The organism is Variovorax sp. PAMC28562 (genome assembly GCF_014303735.1).
Classification (GTDB): Bacteria; Pseudomonadota; Gammaproteobacteria; order Burkholderiales; family Burkholderiaceae_C; genus Variovorax.
Map to the genome: position 1 here is coordinate 2,036,276 of NZ_CP060296.1, position 12,456 is coordinate 2,048,731.

Sequence of the window (12,456 nt, forward strand, 5' to 3'; positions counted from 1 at the left end):
CGAATTTGATAGCGCCGCCGGCAACCATGACGGGCGGTCCAGCTTTTTTTAACTGAGAAAGGTGACAGTGACCGCAGTGTTCATGGTTTGCCGGCCACAGCCGTGGCGCCGGCGCCACGTTCGCGCCATACCAGCTTCACTTCGACGCCATCTCGCTGGAGCAAGGAATGCTCTTCGACATAGGTGCGGTCGATTCGCAGACGGCCTTCGACTTCGAAAAACCGGGTGCCGACGTCGAACTCCGTATCCTTGAGCTCTGCAGCAACTTGCGGCACCACAGTCCCTGCGTCCGCCACGGTTTTGAACGGGGTCCGCGTACGCTGCGCTACCAACCGCTTGGCGCCGGCCAAGTCGAGCGTGGGGACGCTCGCGAACAGCGCCTCGGCTGCGGCGGTATTGAGGTTGAGCCGCGTGCCGACCGGCAGGATCGTCACATAGGGCGAAATCGCGGTCACGGTCGATGGCGACAGGCCAAGCCATACGAGTTGGCCTGTGCGTTGCGGTAAAAGCGGGCCGTTGGGATCGCTGGTGCCGGTTGCACCTGTGGTGCTCGCGGTGCCACCGCTCGCTGCGGTCGTTCCGGCGCTCCCCGTGCTGCCTGCGACGTTGGCCGTCGCAATGGCTGCCGTCGCGGCCGCCGCGCCTTGCGTCGTATTGGCGCCGGCAGCCGTCGCCGAAATTGTGGCGGGCGCTGCACGTTGCAGGTTGGCGGTGAGCACCCCTACCTCTTGTGCCGGCAGTCCGAGCAGCTCGAACAGCTTTGAAAATGCCGCGACCGACGCCGGGACCGGCTTGCCGCCCGACACCAGGTTCATCACGTTGAGCTTCGATTGCGCATCGATGATTCGGCCCGACAAAAAGGCGTCGGGCAGCCCTTCGAGCGCATCGCTTGCAATGTTCTTGTCGTCTGCCAGAAAGCTCGAAAGCCGCGCTTCCTCCAGCGGCACCGCCCACGGTTCGGCGAGCGAGTCGGGGCCACCTGCACGCGCGTCTTCTCGCAGAATGAGGCGCGACCAGTCGAGCGCGCCGATCAATACCCACGCCGCCTGCACCCGGCTGCGTTCGGCGGCTTCGACTTCGGTGGCGCGCCATTGCTGCCAGAGTGCGGCGGCAGCGAAAGTTGCGACCAGCGTCACGGTGAGCATCGCCGCCAGCAGCGCGGCCCCGCGTTGGCGAACCAGCGAGAACGATGCGTGGCGCGAGGCCGAAGTCGAACGGGTTTTCATGACTTGGGCACGTTCGCGGTCGGACGAACCCAGTCGCGCACCAGCTGGCCCGCCAGTGCCGGGCCGGGCGGCAAGTCGAGCACCAGCCGGACGCCGTCGGGCACCGGGTTCTCGGTGCCCAGCGCTTCGCTGGTCACCGCTGCGGTCCACAGGTTGTCGCGAAAGTAAGCGATCTGCCAGTTCTGCAATGGCATCAGCGCCACATCGGCACCACGGGCATCGCTGCCGCCGCCTTGTGCCCAAGTGGCCGCACGATCCCACGCCAACTGCCACTCCGTGCGCGTCACGAAGGGGGCGGATTGCCAACGACGCCAGCGCTGGACGCCATCGGTGTCGCCGCGCACCGTCCATGCGACCACGTACACCACGGGCTGTGCCTGATCGGGGCCGCGCCGCGTCAGCCGCAGGGTGCGGCCGTCCCAGTCGATCGGATGCGTTTGCGACAGCGCGATCGTTGCGTCGAGATCGGCGCTCCATTGCGACAGCGTGGTCTGCAGTGTGAGCACGGCGTCGCCGCGCGCGCGGTTTTGTTCGTGCGCGCGGCTCATGCCGTCGAGGCCACGCCAGCTCATGATCGCGAGCAACGCCATCACCGCGATGGCGACCATCAGCTCGATGAGCGTGAAGCCTGCGGCGGAAGGTTTGCGCATCAGTACCTCCCGACCACGGTGGACACCCGAAGCACCGTGGCTTCGGTCGCGTCGCGCACCTGCACGTCGACGCGCCTGAAGTTGGGGTTGAGCGTTTGCGTGGTCGAAACCGTCATGCCGAAACTGGTGTTGGCCTGGGTGCACACGGAGCCGGCCTCGCCGACGGGCGGCATCACGCGGGCGAGCCGTGCCTTGACGAGTTCGTTCTCTACGCAAAGCTGAGCCAGCAACACGTCGGATTGCCGTTGCGCATTGCGAGTCAAGGCCATGGTGGCTTGGGTGCCCGCGGCCAGTGCGATGGCGACGATGGCGAGTGCGACCAGCACTTCGATCAGGGTGAAGCCGCGAGAGCTTCCGTTCGATCGACATGACCTCATGGCGCGCTCACCGAGAAAGGGCGTAGCCCGTCGGTCGCGATGCGCAGCGTGCGCGCCGGTGGACCATCGGCCGTCAACAAAAGCTGTTGCGCCGCAATGATCGGATCAGGCCCCAGCAGCAAGGCGACCGCGGCGGTGCCATCGGTCGCGACCGGTTGCGCGTGCATGCCGGTGCTCATCCAGCTGGTCGGCAAGGCGCCCGGCGGCAACCCGTCGAACACGAATGCTTCCGGGCCATTGGGCGTCGGTCGGAAGCGCACTGCGGTGCCACTGGAACGTGACTGCGCGCGCGCCGATTCGAGCAAGGCCGCAAGCCGTTCGGCTTCGCGGTCGAGCGTGGCCTGGCCCGAATCGCGAAGCGCCAGACCGACACCGGCTGTCGCCAGCGCGATGATCGCGATGACGACGATGAGTTCGAGCAAGGTGAAGCCGGTCGCGCGCAGACCGGATCGCTGGCAGCCGATTTGGCCGTCAGCGCCGCCGTAGCCGCTGTGCAGGTTGCGGCTGTAGCGGCCGCAGCGGCTATTGCCAACTGCCGATGTCGGCATTCTTGCCTTCGCCACCGGGCTGGCCATCGGCACCGAGCGAGAGCACATCGATTTCGCCCTTGATGCCCGGGTTCATGTACTGGTAGGAGCGGCCCCACGGGTCGTTGGGCAGCTTCTCGACATACGGCTTCCAGTTGGGCGCGGCAGGCCCCGCCGTGGGCCTCACCAGCAGCGCCTGCAGCCCTTGTTCGGCCGTCGGGTAGCGCTGGTTGTCCAGGCGATACAGCTTGAGCGCCTGCATCAGGTTGTTGACATCGGTCTTGGCCGCCGTGACGCGCGCATCGTCGGCCCGCTCGATCACGTTCGGCACTATCAGCGCCGCCAGCACGCCGATGATGACCAGCACCACCATCAACTCGATCAGCGTGAATGCACGCTGCAAGAACTGCTGCCGACGGCGCTGCAGATGTCGCACGAAGGAACGGGGTGAGCGGGTCAAAAAGGTCATGAGCAATGATAATGCGGCCCCATGGCACTTCCCTACGCTCCCGCCCGTTGGCCCTCCGCGACCGCTACCGTGGTGTTGTGGGGCGCCGCTGCCGCAAGCATCGTTTTCTGGGGCCTGCGACTCACGGCGCCGGCCGATGCAGCGCCGCCGCCAGCGGTCGGTGGGCCGGCCATTGTCGCGGTCGATTCGACGACCTTGTCGCGCTTTCTCGGCGGCGTGTCGACCGACCCGGTGGTTACCTCAACCCCCGATGCGGCGAGCCGTTTCGCGCTGCTCGGCGTCGTGGCCGACACCGATGGTCAGGGCGTGGCGCTGATTGCGGTCGATGGCAAGCCGCCTCGGCCGTTCCGCGTCGGTGGCAGCGTGGGTGGCCGCTCAGCCGGGGGTTATGTGCTGCAGTCAGTCGGCCCGCGCGCGGCAACGTTAGGCGCAGCCGGTACCGCTGCGCCAGCCTTCACGCTGCAGATGCCGACGCGCCCGCTCGCCGTGCTGTTGCCGCCGCAAGTGCTCTCGTTGCCAGACGCGAACTGAGCGCTTCCGCGTCTGCTTTCAAGCCTTCAGGAACAGCCGATAGACCGGGTTGGCGGTTTCGTCGACATACGGATAACCGAGTGTTTCGAGAAATTCGCTAAAGGCGCCATGGTCGGCCGCGGGTACCTGGAGCCCGACCAGAATTCGGCCGTAGTCTGCGCCCTGGTTGCGGTAGTGAAACAGGCTGATGTTCCAGTTCGGCCGCATCAGGCTCAAGAACTTCAACAGAGCGCCCGGCCGCTCCGGGAACACGAAGCGCAGCAGTCGTTCTTCATGCGCGAGCCCTGTCCGGCCGCCGACCATGTGGCGAATGTGCTCCTTGGCCAACTCGTCGTGCGTGAGATCGATCGTGCCGAACCCGTGCGCGACGAAGGTGTCGGCAATCGTCTTCGATTCGCCACGCGTCGAGGTCGTGAGGCCGACGAACACATGCGCCTCGCTGGCGTCGCTGATGCGGTAGTTGAACTCGGTGACGTTGCGTGATGCACCCGGCACCTCGCCCACCAGTTCGCAGAAGCGGCGAAAGCTGCCGCGCTCTTCAGGAATGGTGACGGCGAAAAGTGCTTCGCGTTCTTCGCCGACTTCGGCCCGTTCCGCGACGAAGCGCAAGCGGTCGAAGTTCATGTTGGCGCCGCACAGGATCACTGCGTAGGTTTCGCCGCGCGTGCCGTGCGTTTCCACGTACTGCTTGACGGCGGCCACGGCCAATGCGCCCGCTGGCTCGACGATGCTGCGCGTGTCGATGAACACGTCCTTGATGCCGGCGCACACGGCATCGGTGTCGACCGTCATGAACTCGTCGACCAGGTCAGCAGCGATGCGAAAAGTCTCTTCGCCGACCAGCTTGACGGCCGTCCCATCGGAGAACAAGCCCACATCGACGAGCGTCACGCGTCGTTTGGCTGCGACCGATTGCATCATCGCGTCGGAGTCGCTCATTTGCACGCCGATGACCTTGATCTCGGGTCGAACGGCCTTGATGTAGTTGGCCACGCCGGAGATCAAGCCGCCGCCGCCGATGGCGACGAACACCGCATCGAGTCGACCCTGATGTTGGCGCAGGATTTCCATGGCGATGGTGCCCTGGCCGGCAATGACATCGGGGTCATCGAACGGATGGACGAAAGTCAGGCCCTGTGCCGTTTGCAGTTCGAGCGCATGTGCATAGGCGTCGGAGTAGCTGTCGCCGTGCAGATGCACTTCACCGCCCAGCGCGCGCACTGCGTTTACCTTGAGTTCGGGCGTGGTAACCGGCATCACCACCACCGCGCGTGCGCCGAGTTTTTGCGCGCCCAGCGCCACGCCTTGCGCATGGTTACCGGCCGAAGCGCAGATCACGCCGTTCGCCAACTGTTGGGCGCTCAGGTGCGCCATCTTGTTGTACGCGCCGCGCAGCTTGAAGCTGAACACGGGTTGCTGGTCTTCGCGCTTGAGCAGAACCGTATTGCCGAGGCGAGCGCTCAACGCCTTGGCAGGTTCCAGCGCGGATTCGACCGCCACGTCGTACACGCGCGCCGTCAGGATCTTCTTCAGATAGTCGGCGGGAGTGAGCGAGGTGGGCATGGGGCCGCGATCATAGTGCGCCCAAGAAAAAAGCCCCGGGTCTTGCGACTCGGGGCTAAATCCACCAATTGGAAGGGTGGAGGAGACAACCGGTGCTTCCTTGCGGAGGCGATGAAATAAAGTATATCGACAGTTTGTTGCATTGCAACAAGCGACCGACGCTTTTCGCATACACAAACCAACTTGCAGTGTGATTTTTTTGCCTGCGACCCCGACCTTATGGAGCTACGACGATGGAATGCACAGTGAGCTGGACTGGAAATGCCGGCACGCAATCGGCAATGGGCTTTGTCGCAGAAACCGGCAGTGGCCACGTTTTGACAATGGACGGCGCAGTGGACGAGACGAAACCTGAAAACGGTGGGCGCAATCAGGCGCCGCGTCCGATGGAAACGCTTTTGGCCGGCACCGGTGGTTGTACTGCGTATGACGTGGTAATGATCTTGAAGCGCGGGCGCCACAAGGTCGAGCGTTGCAGCGTCAAGCTGACCAGCACGCGGGCTGAGAAGGATCCCAAAGTGTTCACAACGATCCATATGCACTTCACCGTCGCCGGCAAAGGCATCCCAGCCTCTGCGGTCGAGCGTGCCATCGCGCTAAGCCACGACACTTATTGCTCTGCGACCATCATGCTTGGCAAGACGGCTGAGATCACGACCAGTTTCGACCTGATCGAGACTTGATCGGCTTAATCCTGCTCATATGCGATGCGCGACGGTCGTCATCACCCGTGATACGAGCTTCATCATTGCCTTGGCCGGCGCGGGCAGTTCCTTAGCGCCGGCGCTCCATGCCTCTGCTGCGTGGCGCGCTTCGTCCATCTTCATTTGCACGATCACTGCGCGCGATTCGCGATCAGCTGCCGGCAGACGGTCCAGATGGCCGTCGAGATGCGCCTCGACCTGCTTTTCCGTCTCTGCGACGAAGCCCAGACTCCAGCGATCGCCCAGGCGGCCCGCCAACAATCCCAGCCCGAAAGCGCCCGCATACCAGAGCGGATTGAGCAGCGACGGGCGCGCGCCCAATGCCTCCAGCCGCTCATGCGTCCAGGACAGGTGGTCGGTTTCCTCGCGAGCGGCGTGCAGGAAGTGATCGCGCAGACTTTTGTCCTTGGTGACGGCGGCCTGTGCCGTGTACAGCGCCTGAGCGCAGACCTCGCCGACATGGTTCACTCGCATCAGCGCGCCGGCTTCGCGCCGCTCGATGTCGGTCAGTGCGAGTGGAGCAGCATCTGTCGCTGCCGCCGAGGGGATGGGTCGCGTCGCGTACGGCGCGGCAAAAAGGGTCCGAAGTGCTGCGTCGGCTGCAATCAAAAGGGGGTCAAGGGACGAACTCATGACCTTATTTGAACCGAAGCGCAATCACCTCGCCGTTGTGCACTTTCTATTTCACATCACGGCACCGAGGAGGCTTTCAGTCCTTTGTTGCACCGGTGCAACGAAACACGCGGACCCGCCGCCTTTTCGGGCGAATTGTTTTGCCCTGTCGCGGCTGCTCTGGTGCAATAGCAACAACTTCCCAAAAGGAGGTTGGCCCGGGGTCCGGTGGGAGCACAAAAGTGCACAAGCACAGTGAACCCTCCGCACCGGAGCCCTATGTTTAACCTTGGAGAAACTTGCAATGAAAAAATCTCTAGTTGCTTTGGCTGCCCTGGCTGTTGCCGGTATTGCCTCGGCTCAGTCGTCCGTCACGCTGTTCGGTGTGGTCGACGCTTCGGTCAGCCATTACTCGTCCAAAGCCGAGTTGGCCAACCCGTTCGCAGTGGCACCCTTCGCGGTTCCTACCGGCATCAAGCAAAGCCAGACCGTTCTCGGCAATTCGGGCTACAACTCGAGCCGTCTCGGCTTCCGTGGTACGGAAGATCTCGGCGGCGGCTTGGCTGCAAGCTTCTGGCTTGAATCCAGCATGTCCAATGACGACGGTGCCAAGGCTCTCGGCAACTTCAACCGTCGCTCGACGGTGAGCTTGTCCGGTGGTTTCGGTGAAGTTCGTCTGGGCCGTGACTACACCGCCACGTTCTGGAACGACACCGTTTTTGATCCGTTCGGCACCAATGGCGTCGGCAGCAGCGCAATCTTCGGCTCGAACCTCCGTTTGGCGTCGTTGCGTGGCCCAGGTGCTGCTTCAGGCGGCTCCGGCAGCGACACGTACGTTCGTACCAGCAACTCCATCGGCTACTTCCTTCCGCCTAACCTCGGTGGTTTCTACGGCCAAGTGCAATACGCACTGCCTGAAACCGTCAAGAACAGCGGTCTCGAGCAGTCGCAAAAGGGTCGTTATGTTGGCGGTCGCTTCGGCTACGCCAATGGACCTCTGGACGTGGCAGTTGCCTACGGCCAAAGCACGGCTGCAGACACTCCTTCGGTCGTGACTGGCCTCGTGATCGGTAACAGCCAGCAGCGCAAGATCGACACGCTGAACCTCGGCGCTTCGTATGACTTCGGTCCTGCAAAGCTGTTCGCTGAACTGTCGCAAGCCAAGGACAAGAACAAGCTGGGCACCTCCGCTGCGATCGCAGGTCTTCCTTACTTCGTGACCACGAGCCAGACCGACAAGTACAACGGTGCTTTGGTGGGTGTGACTGTTCCCGTCGGTGCAGGCCTGATTCGCGCTTCGTACTCGCGTGTCAAGTTCAGCAACGGTGCAACGCCTGTCGTCAACGTGCAAAACTTCTTCAGCACGTCGAACTTCGACTCTACGGCTAACCAGTTGGCGCTCGGCTACGTGCACAACCTGTCGAAGCGCACGGCTCTGTACGCTACGATCGCAAAGCTGAAGATCACCGACGGCCAGAACAGCGCAGTCCTCGGCGGCCAGTCCATTGCTCAAAGCAATGGCACGAACCCAACCGGTGGCGTGGGCAATTCGCCAGCTGGCTACACCCAGCGCAGCTCGATGGGCTACGACTTCGGCGTTCGCCACTCGTTCTAATTTGACACTGGCCTTGCCAGTTCAAGTTTGAAAACGATAAAAGCCACTCGACGCAAGTCGAGTGGCTTTTTTTATGTTTTTAGCCATAGGCCGGCACAGCCCTTGCACGTCTCTCCGCACAGCGCTTTGCCTTTCTCTCCGTCACCCTCGTTAGTGCCTCACTGATGCTCGTTTTTATTCTGCGCCGTTTGTTCCAGGCGGTCATCGTCATGGTGGTCGTGGCTTTCGTGGCCTTCCTGCTGTTCCAGTACGTGGGTGACCCGGTCGTGTTCTTGCTCGGGCAAGACGCCAAGCCCGAGCAGATCCAGCAACTCAGAGTCGATCTCGGTTTCGACAAACCCTTCGCGGTGCAGTTCTGGCACTTCCTGATCAACGCGGCGCAAGGTGAATTCGGCCTCAGCCTGCGGCAGGGCGCGAAGGTGTCTAGGCTGATCGCTGAGCGCTTGCCCGCCACGCTGGAACTCTCACTGGTCGCTGCGGTGATGGCACTCGCCATTGGGCTGCCGATGGGCGTCTATGCGGCACTGCGTCGCGGCTCGTGGGGTAGCCAGACGCTGATGGCGCTGTCGCTCTTGGGCGTCTCGTTGCCGACCTTCCTGATCGGAATTTTGTTGATCCTCGTTTTCTCGGTCTGGCTCGGCTGGTTGCCGAGCTTCGGCCGCGGTGAGGTCACGCAGCTCGGCTGGTGGTCGACCGGTCTTTTCTCGCGCGATGGCTGGAGTCATCTGATATTGCCGGCGATCACGCTGGCGGTGTTCCAGCTCACGCTCATCATGCGGCTGGTGCGTGCCGAGATGCTCGAAGTGCTGCGCACCGACTACATCAAGTTCGCGCGGGCAAGAGGCCTGTCCGACCGCGCGATTCACTTCGGTCATGCGCTGCGCAACACGATGGTGCCTGTCATCACCATCACGGGTCTGCAACTGGGCTCGCTGATTGCCTTCGCGATCATCACCGAGACGGTATTCCAGTGGCCCGGCATGGGCCTGCTGTTCATCCAGGCCGTGACCTATGCCGACATTCCGGTGATGGCGGCGTACCTTTGCCTCATCGCTCTCATCTTCGTCACGATCAACCTGATCGTCGACCTCATGTATTTCGCAGTTGATCCGAGGCTGCGCATCTCGACTCTTGGGGGACATTGATGTCACGCCTGCAAGTTTCCGGGCGTGCCTTTGCCCACATCGCGGCCTTCTATCCGGAGATCGCCGCCTTCCGGCGCGACCTCCACGTGCATCCGGAACTCGGATTCGAAGAGGTGTACACCGGCGCCCGCGTCCATGAGGCGCTCAAGGCTTGCGGTGTCGACGAGGTGCACACCGGCATCGGCAAGACCGGACTGGTCGCGGTAATCCGCGGTCGCTCGACGGCCAGCAAACGCATGATCGGTCTGCGTGCCGACATGGACGCGCTGCCCATGAAGGAAGACAACGATTTCGCGTGGCGTTCCGCCAAGTCGGGCCTGATGCATGGTTGCGGCCACGATGGCCACACCGCAATGCTCGTCGGTGCCGCCCGTTACCTTGCCGAGACGCGCAACTTCGACGGCACCGCCGTACTCATCTTTCAACCCGGCGAAGAAGGCTACGCCGGTGCGCGCGTGATGATCGAGGACGGTTTGTTCGACCGCTTCCCGGTGCAGTCGGTCTATGCCATGCACAACTGGCCGGCCATGCCGGTCGGCACCATCGGCATCAACAGCGGCGCGATGATGGCGGCCGCCGACCGCATCACCATCGAGGTGACGGGCAAGGGCGGTCATGGTGCGCATGCCTACCTCACGGTCGATCCGGTACTGGTATCGGCCCACATCATCACGGCGGTGCAGAGCATCGTCTCGCGCAACGTGCGGCCGATCGACTCTGCGGTCATCAGCATTTGCGCGGTGCAGGCAGGCGACATGGGAGCGATGAGCGTGGTGCCTGGCAAGGCTGTGATGGTGGGCACCGTGCGCACCTTCAGCGCGCAGGTTCAGGCCATGATCGAGCAACGGCTTGGCGAGCTGTGTCGTGCGGTGGCAGCGGGCTTCGGCGCCACGGCGACCGTCACCTTCGAGCGCATTTACCCCGCCACCGTCAACACGCTGGCAGAAGCCTTGTTTGCCGGCGACGTGGCGCAGGGCCTCGTCGGCGCGCGCAATGTCGAGCGCCACATGGAGCCCAGCATGGGCGCCGAAGACTTCTCTTTCATGTTGCAGAAAAAGCCCGGTGCGTATCTGCGCATCGGCCAGGACGCCAAGGGTGGCGCATTTCTGCACAACAGCCGCTACGACTTCAACGACGAGATATTGCCGCTCGGCGCCGCGCTTCATGCTGGCCTGGTCGAGCAGGGCATGCCCCTTGCAGATGCAGTTCGCACGCAGGCGACTATCAAGGAAAGCGTGAACTCCGATATGCACCAAAAAGCTGCATCATCGTCAGCTCACTGACTTGACCTCGTTCATCTCTTTCATCCGTTTCCCAAACCCGAGGAGTTTTCCCCCATGAGTTTCAAGCGAAATATGCTCGCAGCGGCAGCGCTGTTCACGCTGACCGCCACCAGTTTGCTGGCCAACGCGCAGACCATCCGCATCGCGAACCAGGGCGATGCACTGTCGCTCGATCCGCACTCGCTGAACGAGTCGCTGCAACTGAGTACCGATGCCAATGTGTACGACACCCTGGTCGGCCGCAACAAAGATCTGACGGTGGCGCCGCTGCTCGCGACGAGCTGGAAGCAGACGTCGCCCACGGTCTGGCGCTTCGAATTGCGCAAGGGCGTCAAATTTCATGACGGCACACCGTTCACGGCCGACGACGTGCTGTTCAGCTTCGCACGGGCGTCCGGCGAGGGCTCGGACATGAAGTCGAACACCACCGACATCAAGGAAGTGCGCAAGGACGGCGACTTTGCCGTCGAGATTGAAACCAAGGGCCCGTTCCCGATCCTTCCGGACGTCATCACCCAACTCATGATCATGAGCAAGAAGTGGTGCGAGGACAACAAGGCGACGACGCCTGTGGACCGCCGCAAGGGCATCGAAAACACCGCCTCCTTCAAGGCCAACGGCACCGGCCCGTACCGCGTGCGCGAACGCCAGCCGAACGTACGCACGGTGTTCACCCGCAATCCGACCTACTGGGGAAAGATCGAGGGCAATGTGCAGGAGGTCATCTTCACGCCCATCTCGAATCCCGCCACGCGGGTCGCCGCGTTGATTTCGGGTGAAATCGACGTGATGGAGCCGGTGCCAGTACAGGACGTGGCGCGCATCAACGCCAGCCCCAACGCCCGCGTCATTGCCGGCCCCGAGCTGCGCACGATTTTTCTCGGCATGGACCAGAAGCGAGACGAGTTGCTCTACTCGAGCGTCAAGGGAAAGAACCCGTTCAAGGACAAGCGCGTTCGCCAGGCTTTCTATCAAGCCATCGACATCAACGGCATCCAACGCACGGTGATGCGCGGCGCTTCGCGCCCCACCGCGTTGATGGTCGGTCCCGGCATCAACGGCTGGACCGCCGAGCAAGACAAGCGCCTGCCTTACGACATCGAAGCCGCCAAGAAGCTGTTGGCGGACGCCGGCTATCCCAACGGCTTCGAAGTGACGATGAACTGTCCGAACGACCGCTATGTGAACGACGGACAGATCTGCCAGAGCGTGGCCGCCAACCTGGCGCGCATCGGCGTCAAGGTCAACCTCGCGACCGAAACCAAGGGAACCTACTTCCCGAAGATCCTGCGCCGCGACACCAGCTTCTATCTGCTGGGCTGGACCCCGACCACGTACGACTCGCACAACGCGCTGACCGCGCTGATGGCTTGCCCGGACGACAAGACCGGCGCGGGCCAGTTCAACCTGGGTGCGTACTGCAACGCGAAGGTCGACGAGCTGACCAAGAAGATCCAGTCGGAGACCGACAAGCCAAAGCGCGACGCCATGATCAAGGAAGCCTTTGCGCTGCATACCGACGATGTCGGCCATCTGCCTCTGCACCAGCAAGCGCTGGCGTGGGGTGTCAGCAAGAAGGTCGAGCTCACGCAGATGGCCGACAACTACATGCCCTTCAAGTGGATGAGCATCAAGCCGTAAACGTCGATTTCCGCATCGCTTAGACAGAAGACAAAAGCAGACATAGGTCGCGCCGGCCGCAGTGGCGGGCGCGATCTTTGCAGCACCTTGCATCGAATACTTGCATTGAATGT

The 12,456-nt window shown here is 62.8% G+C and carries 13 protein-coding genes; 6 read left to right on the top strand and 7 right to left on the bottom strand.

From position 1 onward, the window contains the following. Nucleotides 1-80 precede the first annotated feature (80 nt). The 5 genes from gspK to gspG are packed head-to-tail and all read right to left on the bottom strand — an operon-like array spanning nucleotide 81 to nucleotide 3,153. Nucleotides 81-1,226, bottom strand: a complete 1,146-nt coding sequence (gene gspK / locus H7F36_RS09605; protein ID WP_187054451.1) for a type II secretion system minor pseudopilin GspK — start codon at nucleotides 1,224-1,226, stop codon at nucleotides 81-83. Then, the gene (locus tag H7F36_RS09610; protein WP_187054452.1) at nucleotides 1,223-1,876 is read right to left on the bottom strand and encodes a type II secretion system protein J; all 654 of its coding nucleotides are present in this window, start codon (nucleotides 1,874-1,876) and stop codon (nucleotides 1,223-1,225) included. The genes gspK and H7F36_RS09610 overlap by 4 nt, the downstream gene beginning before the upstream one ends. Continuing rightward, nucleotides 1,876-2,253, bottom strand: coding sequence for a type II secretion system minor pseudopilin GspI (gene gspI / locus H7F36_RS09615; protein WP_187054453.1), 378 nt, complete (start codon nucleotides 2,251-2,253; stop codon nucleotides 1,876-1,878). Before gspI ends, H7F36_RS09610 begins: the two co-directional genes overlap by 1 nt. After that, nucleotides 2,250-2,801, bottom strand: a complete 552-nt coding sequence (locus H7F36_RS09620; RefSeq protein ID WP_187054454.1) for a Tfp pilus assembly protein FimT/FimU — start codon at nucleotides 2,799-2,801, stop codon at nucleotides 2,250-2,252. The genes gspI and H7F36_RS09620 overlap by 4 nt, the downstream gene beginning before the upstream one ends. Continuing rightward, on the bottom strand, nucleotides 2,776-3,153 hold the full coding sequence (gspG, locus tag H7F36_RS09625) for a type II secretion system major pseudopilin GspG (protein WP_261802630.1): 378 nt from the start codon (nucleotides 3,151-3,153) through the stop codon (nucleotides 2,776-2,778). Before gspG ends, H7F36_RS09620 begins: the two co-directional genes overlap by 26 nt. A gap of 117 nt (nucleotides 3,154-3,270) precedes the next feature. Here gspG and H7F36_RS09630 point away from each other — a divergent pair, with 117 nt between their 5' ends. Continuing rightward, nucleotides 3,271-3,780, top strand: coding sequence for a hypothetical protein (locus H7F36_RS09630; protein ID WP_187054455.1), 510 nt, complete (start codon nucleotides 3,271-3,273; stop codon nucleotides 3,778-3,780). An 18-nt stretch (nucleotides 3,781-3,798) separates the two neighbouring features. Here the strand turns inward: H7F36_RS09630 and ilvA are convergent, their stop codons facing one another. Continuing rightward, nucleotides 3,799-5,343, bottom strand: a complete 1,545-nt coding sequence (ilvA, locus tag H7F36_RS09635) for a threonine ammonia-lyase, biosynthetic (RefSeq protein ID WP_187054456.1) — start codon at nucleotides 5,341-5,343, stop codon at nucleotides 3,799-3,801. A gap of 233 nt (nucleotides 5,344-5,576) precedes the next feature. Between ilvA and H7F36_RS09640 the strand changes: the two genes are divergently transcribed. Next, nucleotides 5,577-6,026 (top strand): OsmC family protein, encoded by a 450-nt coding sequence (locus H7F36_RS09640; RefSeq protein WP_187054457.1) that lies wholly within the window; start codon nucleotides 5,577-5,579, stop codon nucleotides 6,024-6,026. A 15-nt stretch (nucleotides 6,027-6,041) separates the two neighbouring features. On the opposite strand, the gene coq7 is transcribed toward H7F36_RS09640, so the two are convergent. Then, a complete protein-coding gene (coq7, locus tag H7F36_RS09645; protein ID WP_187054458.1) occupies nucleotides 6,042-6,680 on the bottom strand; it encodes a 2-polyprenyl-3-methyl-6-methoxy-1,4-benzoquinone monooxygenase in 639 nt (212 codons plus the stop codon). A gap of 283 nt (nucleotides 6,681-6,963) precedes the next feature. On the opposite strand from coq7, the gene H7F36_RS09650 reads away from it, so the two are divergent. The 4 genes from H7F36_RS09650 to H7F36_RS09665 all read left to right on the top strand — a co-directional run bounded on the left by H7F36_RS09650 (nucleotide 6,964) and on the right by H7F36_RS09665 (nucleotide 12,343). Beyond that, nucleotides 6,964-8,274 (top strand): porin, encoded by a 1,311-nt coding sequence (locus H7F36_RS09650; RefSeq protein ID WP_187054459.1) that lies wholly within the window; start codon nucleotides 6,964-6,966, stop codon nucleotides 8,272-8,274. 164 nt (nucleotides 8,275-8,438) lie between these two features. Next, on the top strand, nucleotides 8,439-9,419 hold the full coding sequence (locus H7F36_RS09655) for an ABC transporter permease (RefSeq protein WP_187054460.1): 981 nt from the start codon (nucleotides 8,439-8,441) through the stop codon (nucleotides 9,417-9,419). Beyond that, nucleotides 9,419-10,702, top strand: coding sequence for a M20 aminoacylase family protein (locus tag H7F36_RS09660; RefSeq protein WP_187054461.1), 1,284 nt, complete (start codon nucleotides 9,419-9,421; stop codon nucleotides 10,700-10,702). Before H7F36_RS09655 ends, H7F36_RS09660 begins: the two co-directional genes overlap by 1 nt. A 54-nt stretch (nucleotides 10,703-10,756) precedes the next feature. Continuing rightward, complete coding sequence (locus tag H7F36_RS09665) at nucleotides 10,757-12,343, top strand: ABC transporter substrate-binding protein (RefSeq protein ID WP_187054462.1); 1,587 nt, start codon at nucleotides 10,757-10,759, stop codon at nucleotides 12,341-12,343. Nucleotides 12,344-12,456 lie beyond the last annotated feature (113 nt).

What these genes read in the sequence shown, in the direction of transcription:
- gspG (WP_261802630.1), bottom strand. Translation starts at nt 3,153, where the DNA reads ATGGTGGTGCTGGTCATCATCGGCGTGCTGGCGGCGCTGATAGTGCCG.
- coq7 (WP_187054458.1), bottom strand. Translation starts at nt 6,680, where the DNA reads ATGAGTTCGTCCCTTGACCCCCTTTTGATTGCAGCCGACGCAGCACTT.
- H7F36_RS09610 (WP_187054452.1), bottom strand. Translation starts at nt 1,876, where the DNA reads ATGCGCAAACCTTCCGCCGCAGGCTTCACGCTCATCGAGCTGATGGTC.
- H7F36_RS09630 (WP_187054455.1), top strand. Translation starts at nt 3,271, where the DNA reads ATGGCACTTCCCTACGCTCCCGCCCGTTGGCCCTCCGCGACCGCTACC.
- ilvA (WP_187054456.1), bottom strand. Translation starts at nt 5,343, where the DNA reads ATGCCCACCTCGCTCACTCCCGCCGACTATCTGAAGAAGATCCTGACG.
- H7F36_RS09650 (WP_187054459.1), top strand. Translation starts at nt 6,964, where the DNA reads ATGAAAAAATCTCTAGTTGCTTTGGCTGCCCTGGCTGTTGCCGGTATT.
- H7F36_RS09665 (WP_187054462.1), top strand. Translation starts at nt 10,757, where the DNA reads ATGAGTTTCAAGCGAAATATGCTCGCAGCGGCAGCGCTGTTCACGCTG.
- H7F36_RS09660 (WP_187054461.1), top strand. Translation starts at nt 9,419, where the DNA reads ATGTCACGCCTGCAAGTTTCCGGGCGTGCCTTTGCCCACATCGCGGCC.
- gspI (WP_187054453.1), bottom strand. Translation starts at nt 2,253, where the DNA reads ATGAGGTCATGTCGATCGAACGGAAGCTCTCGCGGCTTCACCCTGATC.
- H7F36_RS09620 (WP_187054454.1), bottom strand. Translation starts at nt 2,801, where the DNA reads ATGCCGACATCGGCAGTTGGCAATAGCCGCTGCGGCCGCTACAGCCGC.
- H7F36_RS09640 (WP_187054457.1), top strand. Translation starts at nt 5,577, where the DNA reads ATGGAATGCACAGTGAGCTGGACTGGAAATGCCGGCACGCAATCGGCA.
- H7F36_RS09655 (WP_187054460.1), top strand. Translation starts at nt 8,439, where the DNA reads ATGCTCGTTTTTATTCTGCGCCGTTTGTTCCAGGCGGTCATCGTCATG.
- gspK (WP_187054451.1), bottom strand. Translation starts at nt 1,226, where the DNA reads ATGAAAACCCGTTCGACTTCGGCCTCGCGCCACGCATCGTTCTCGCTG.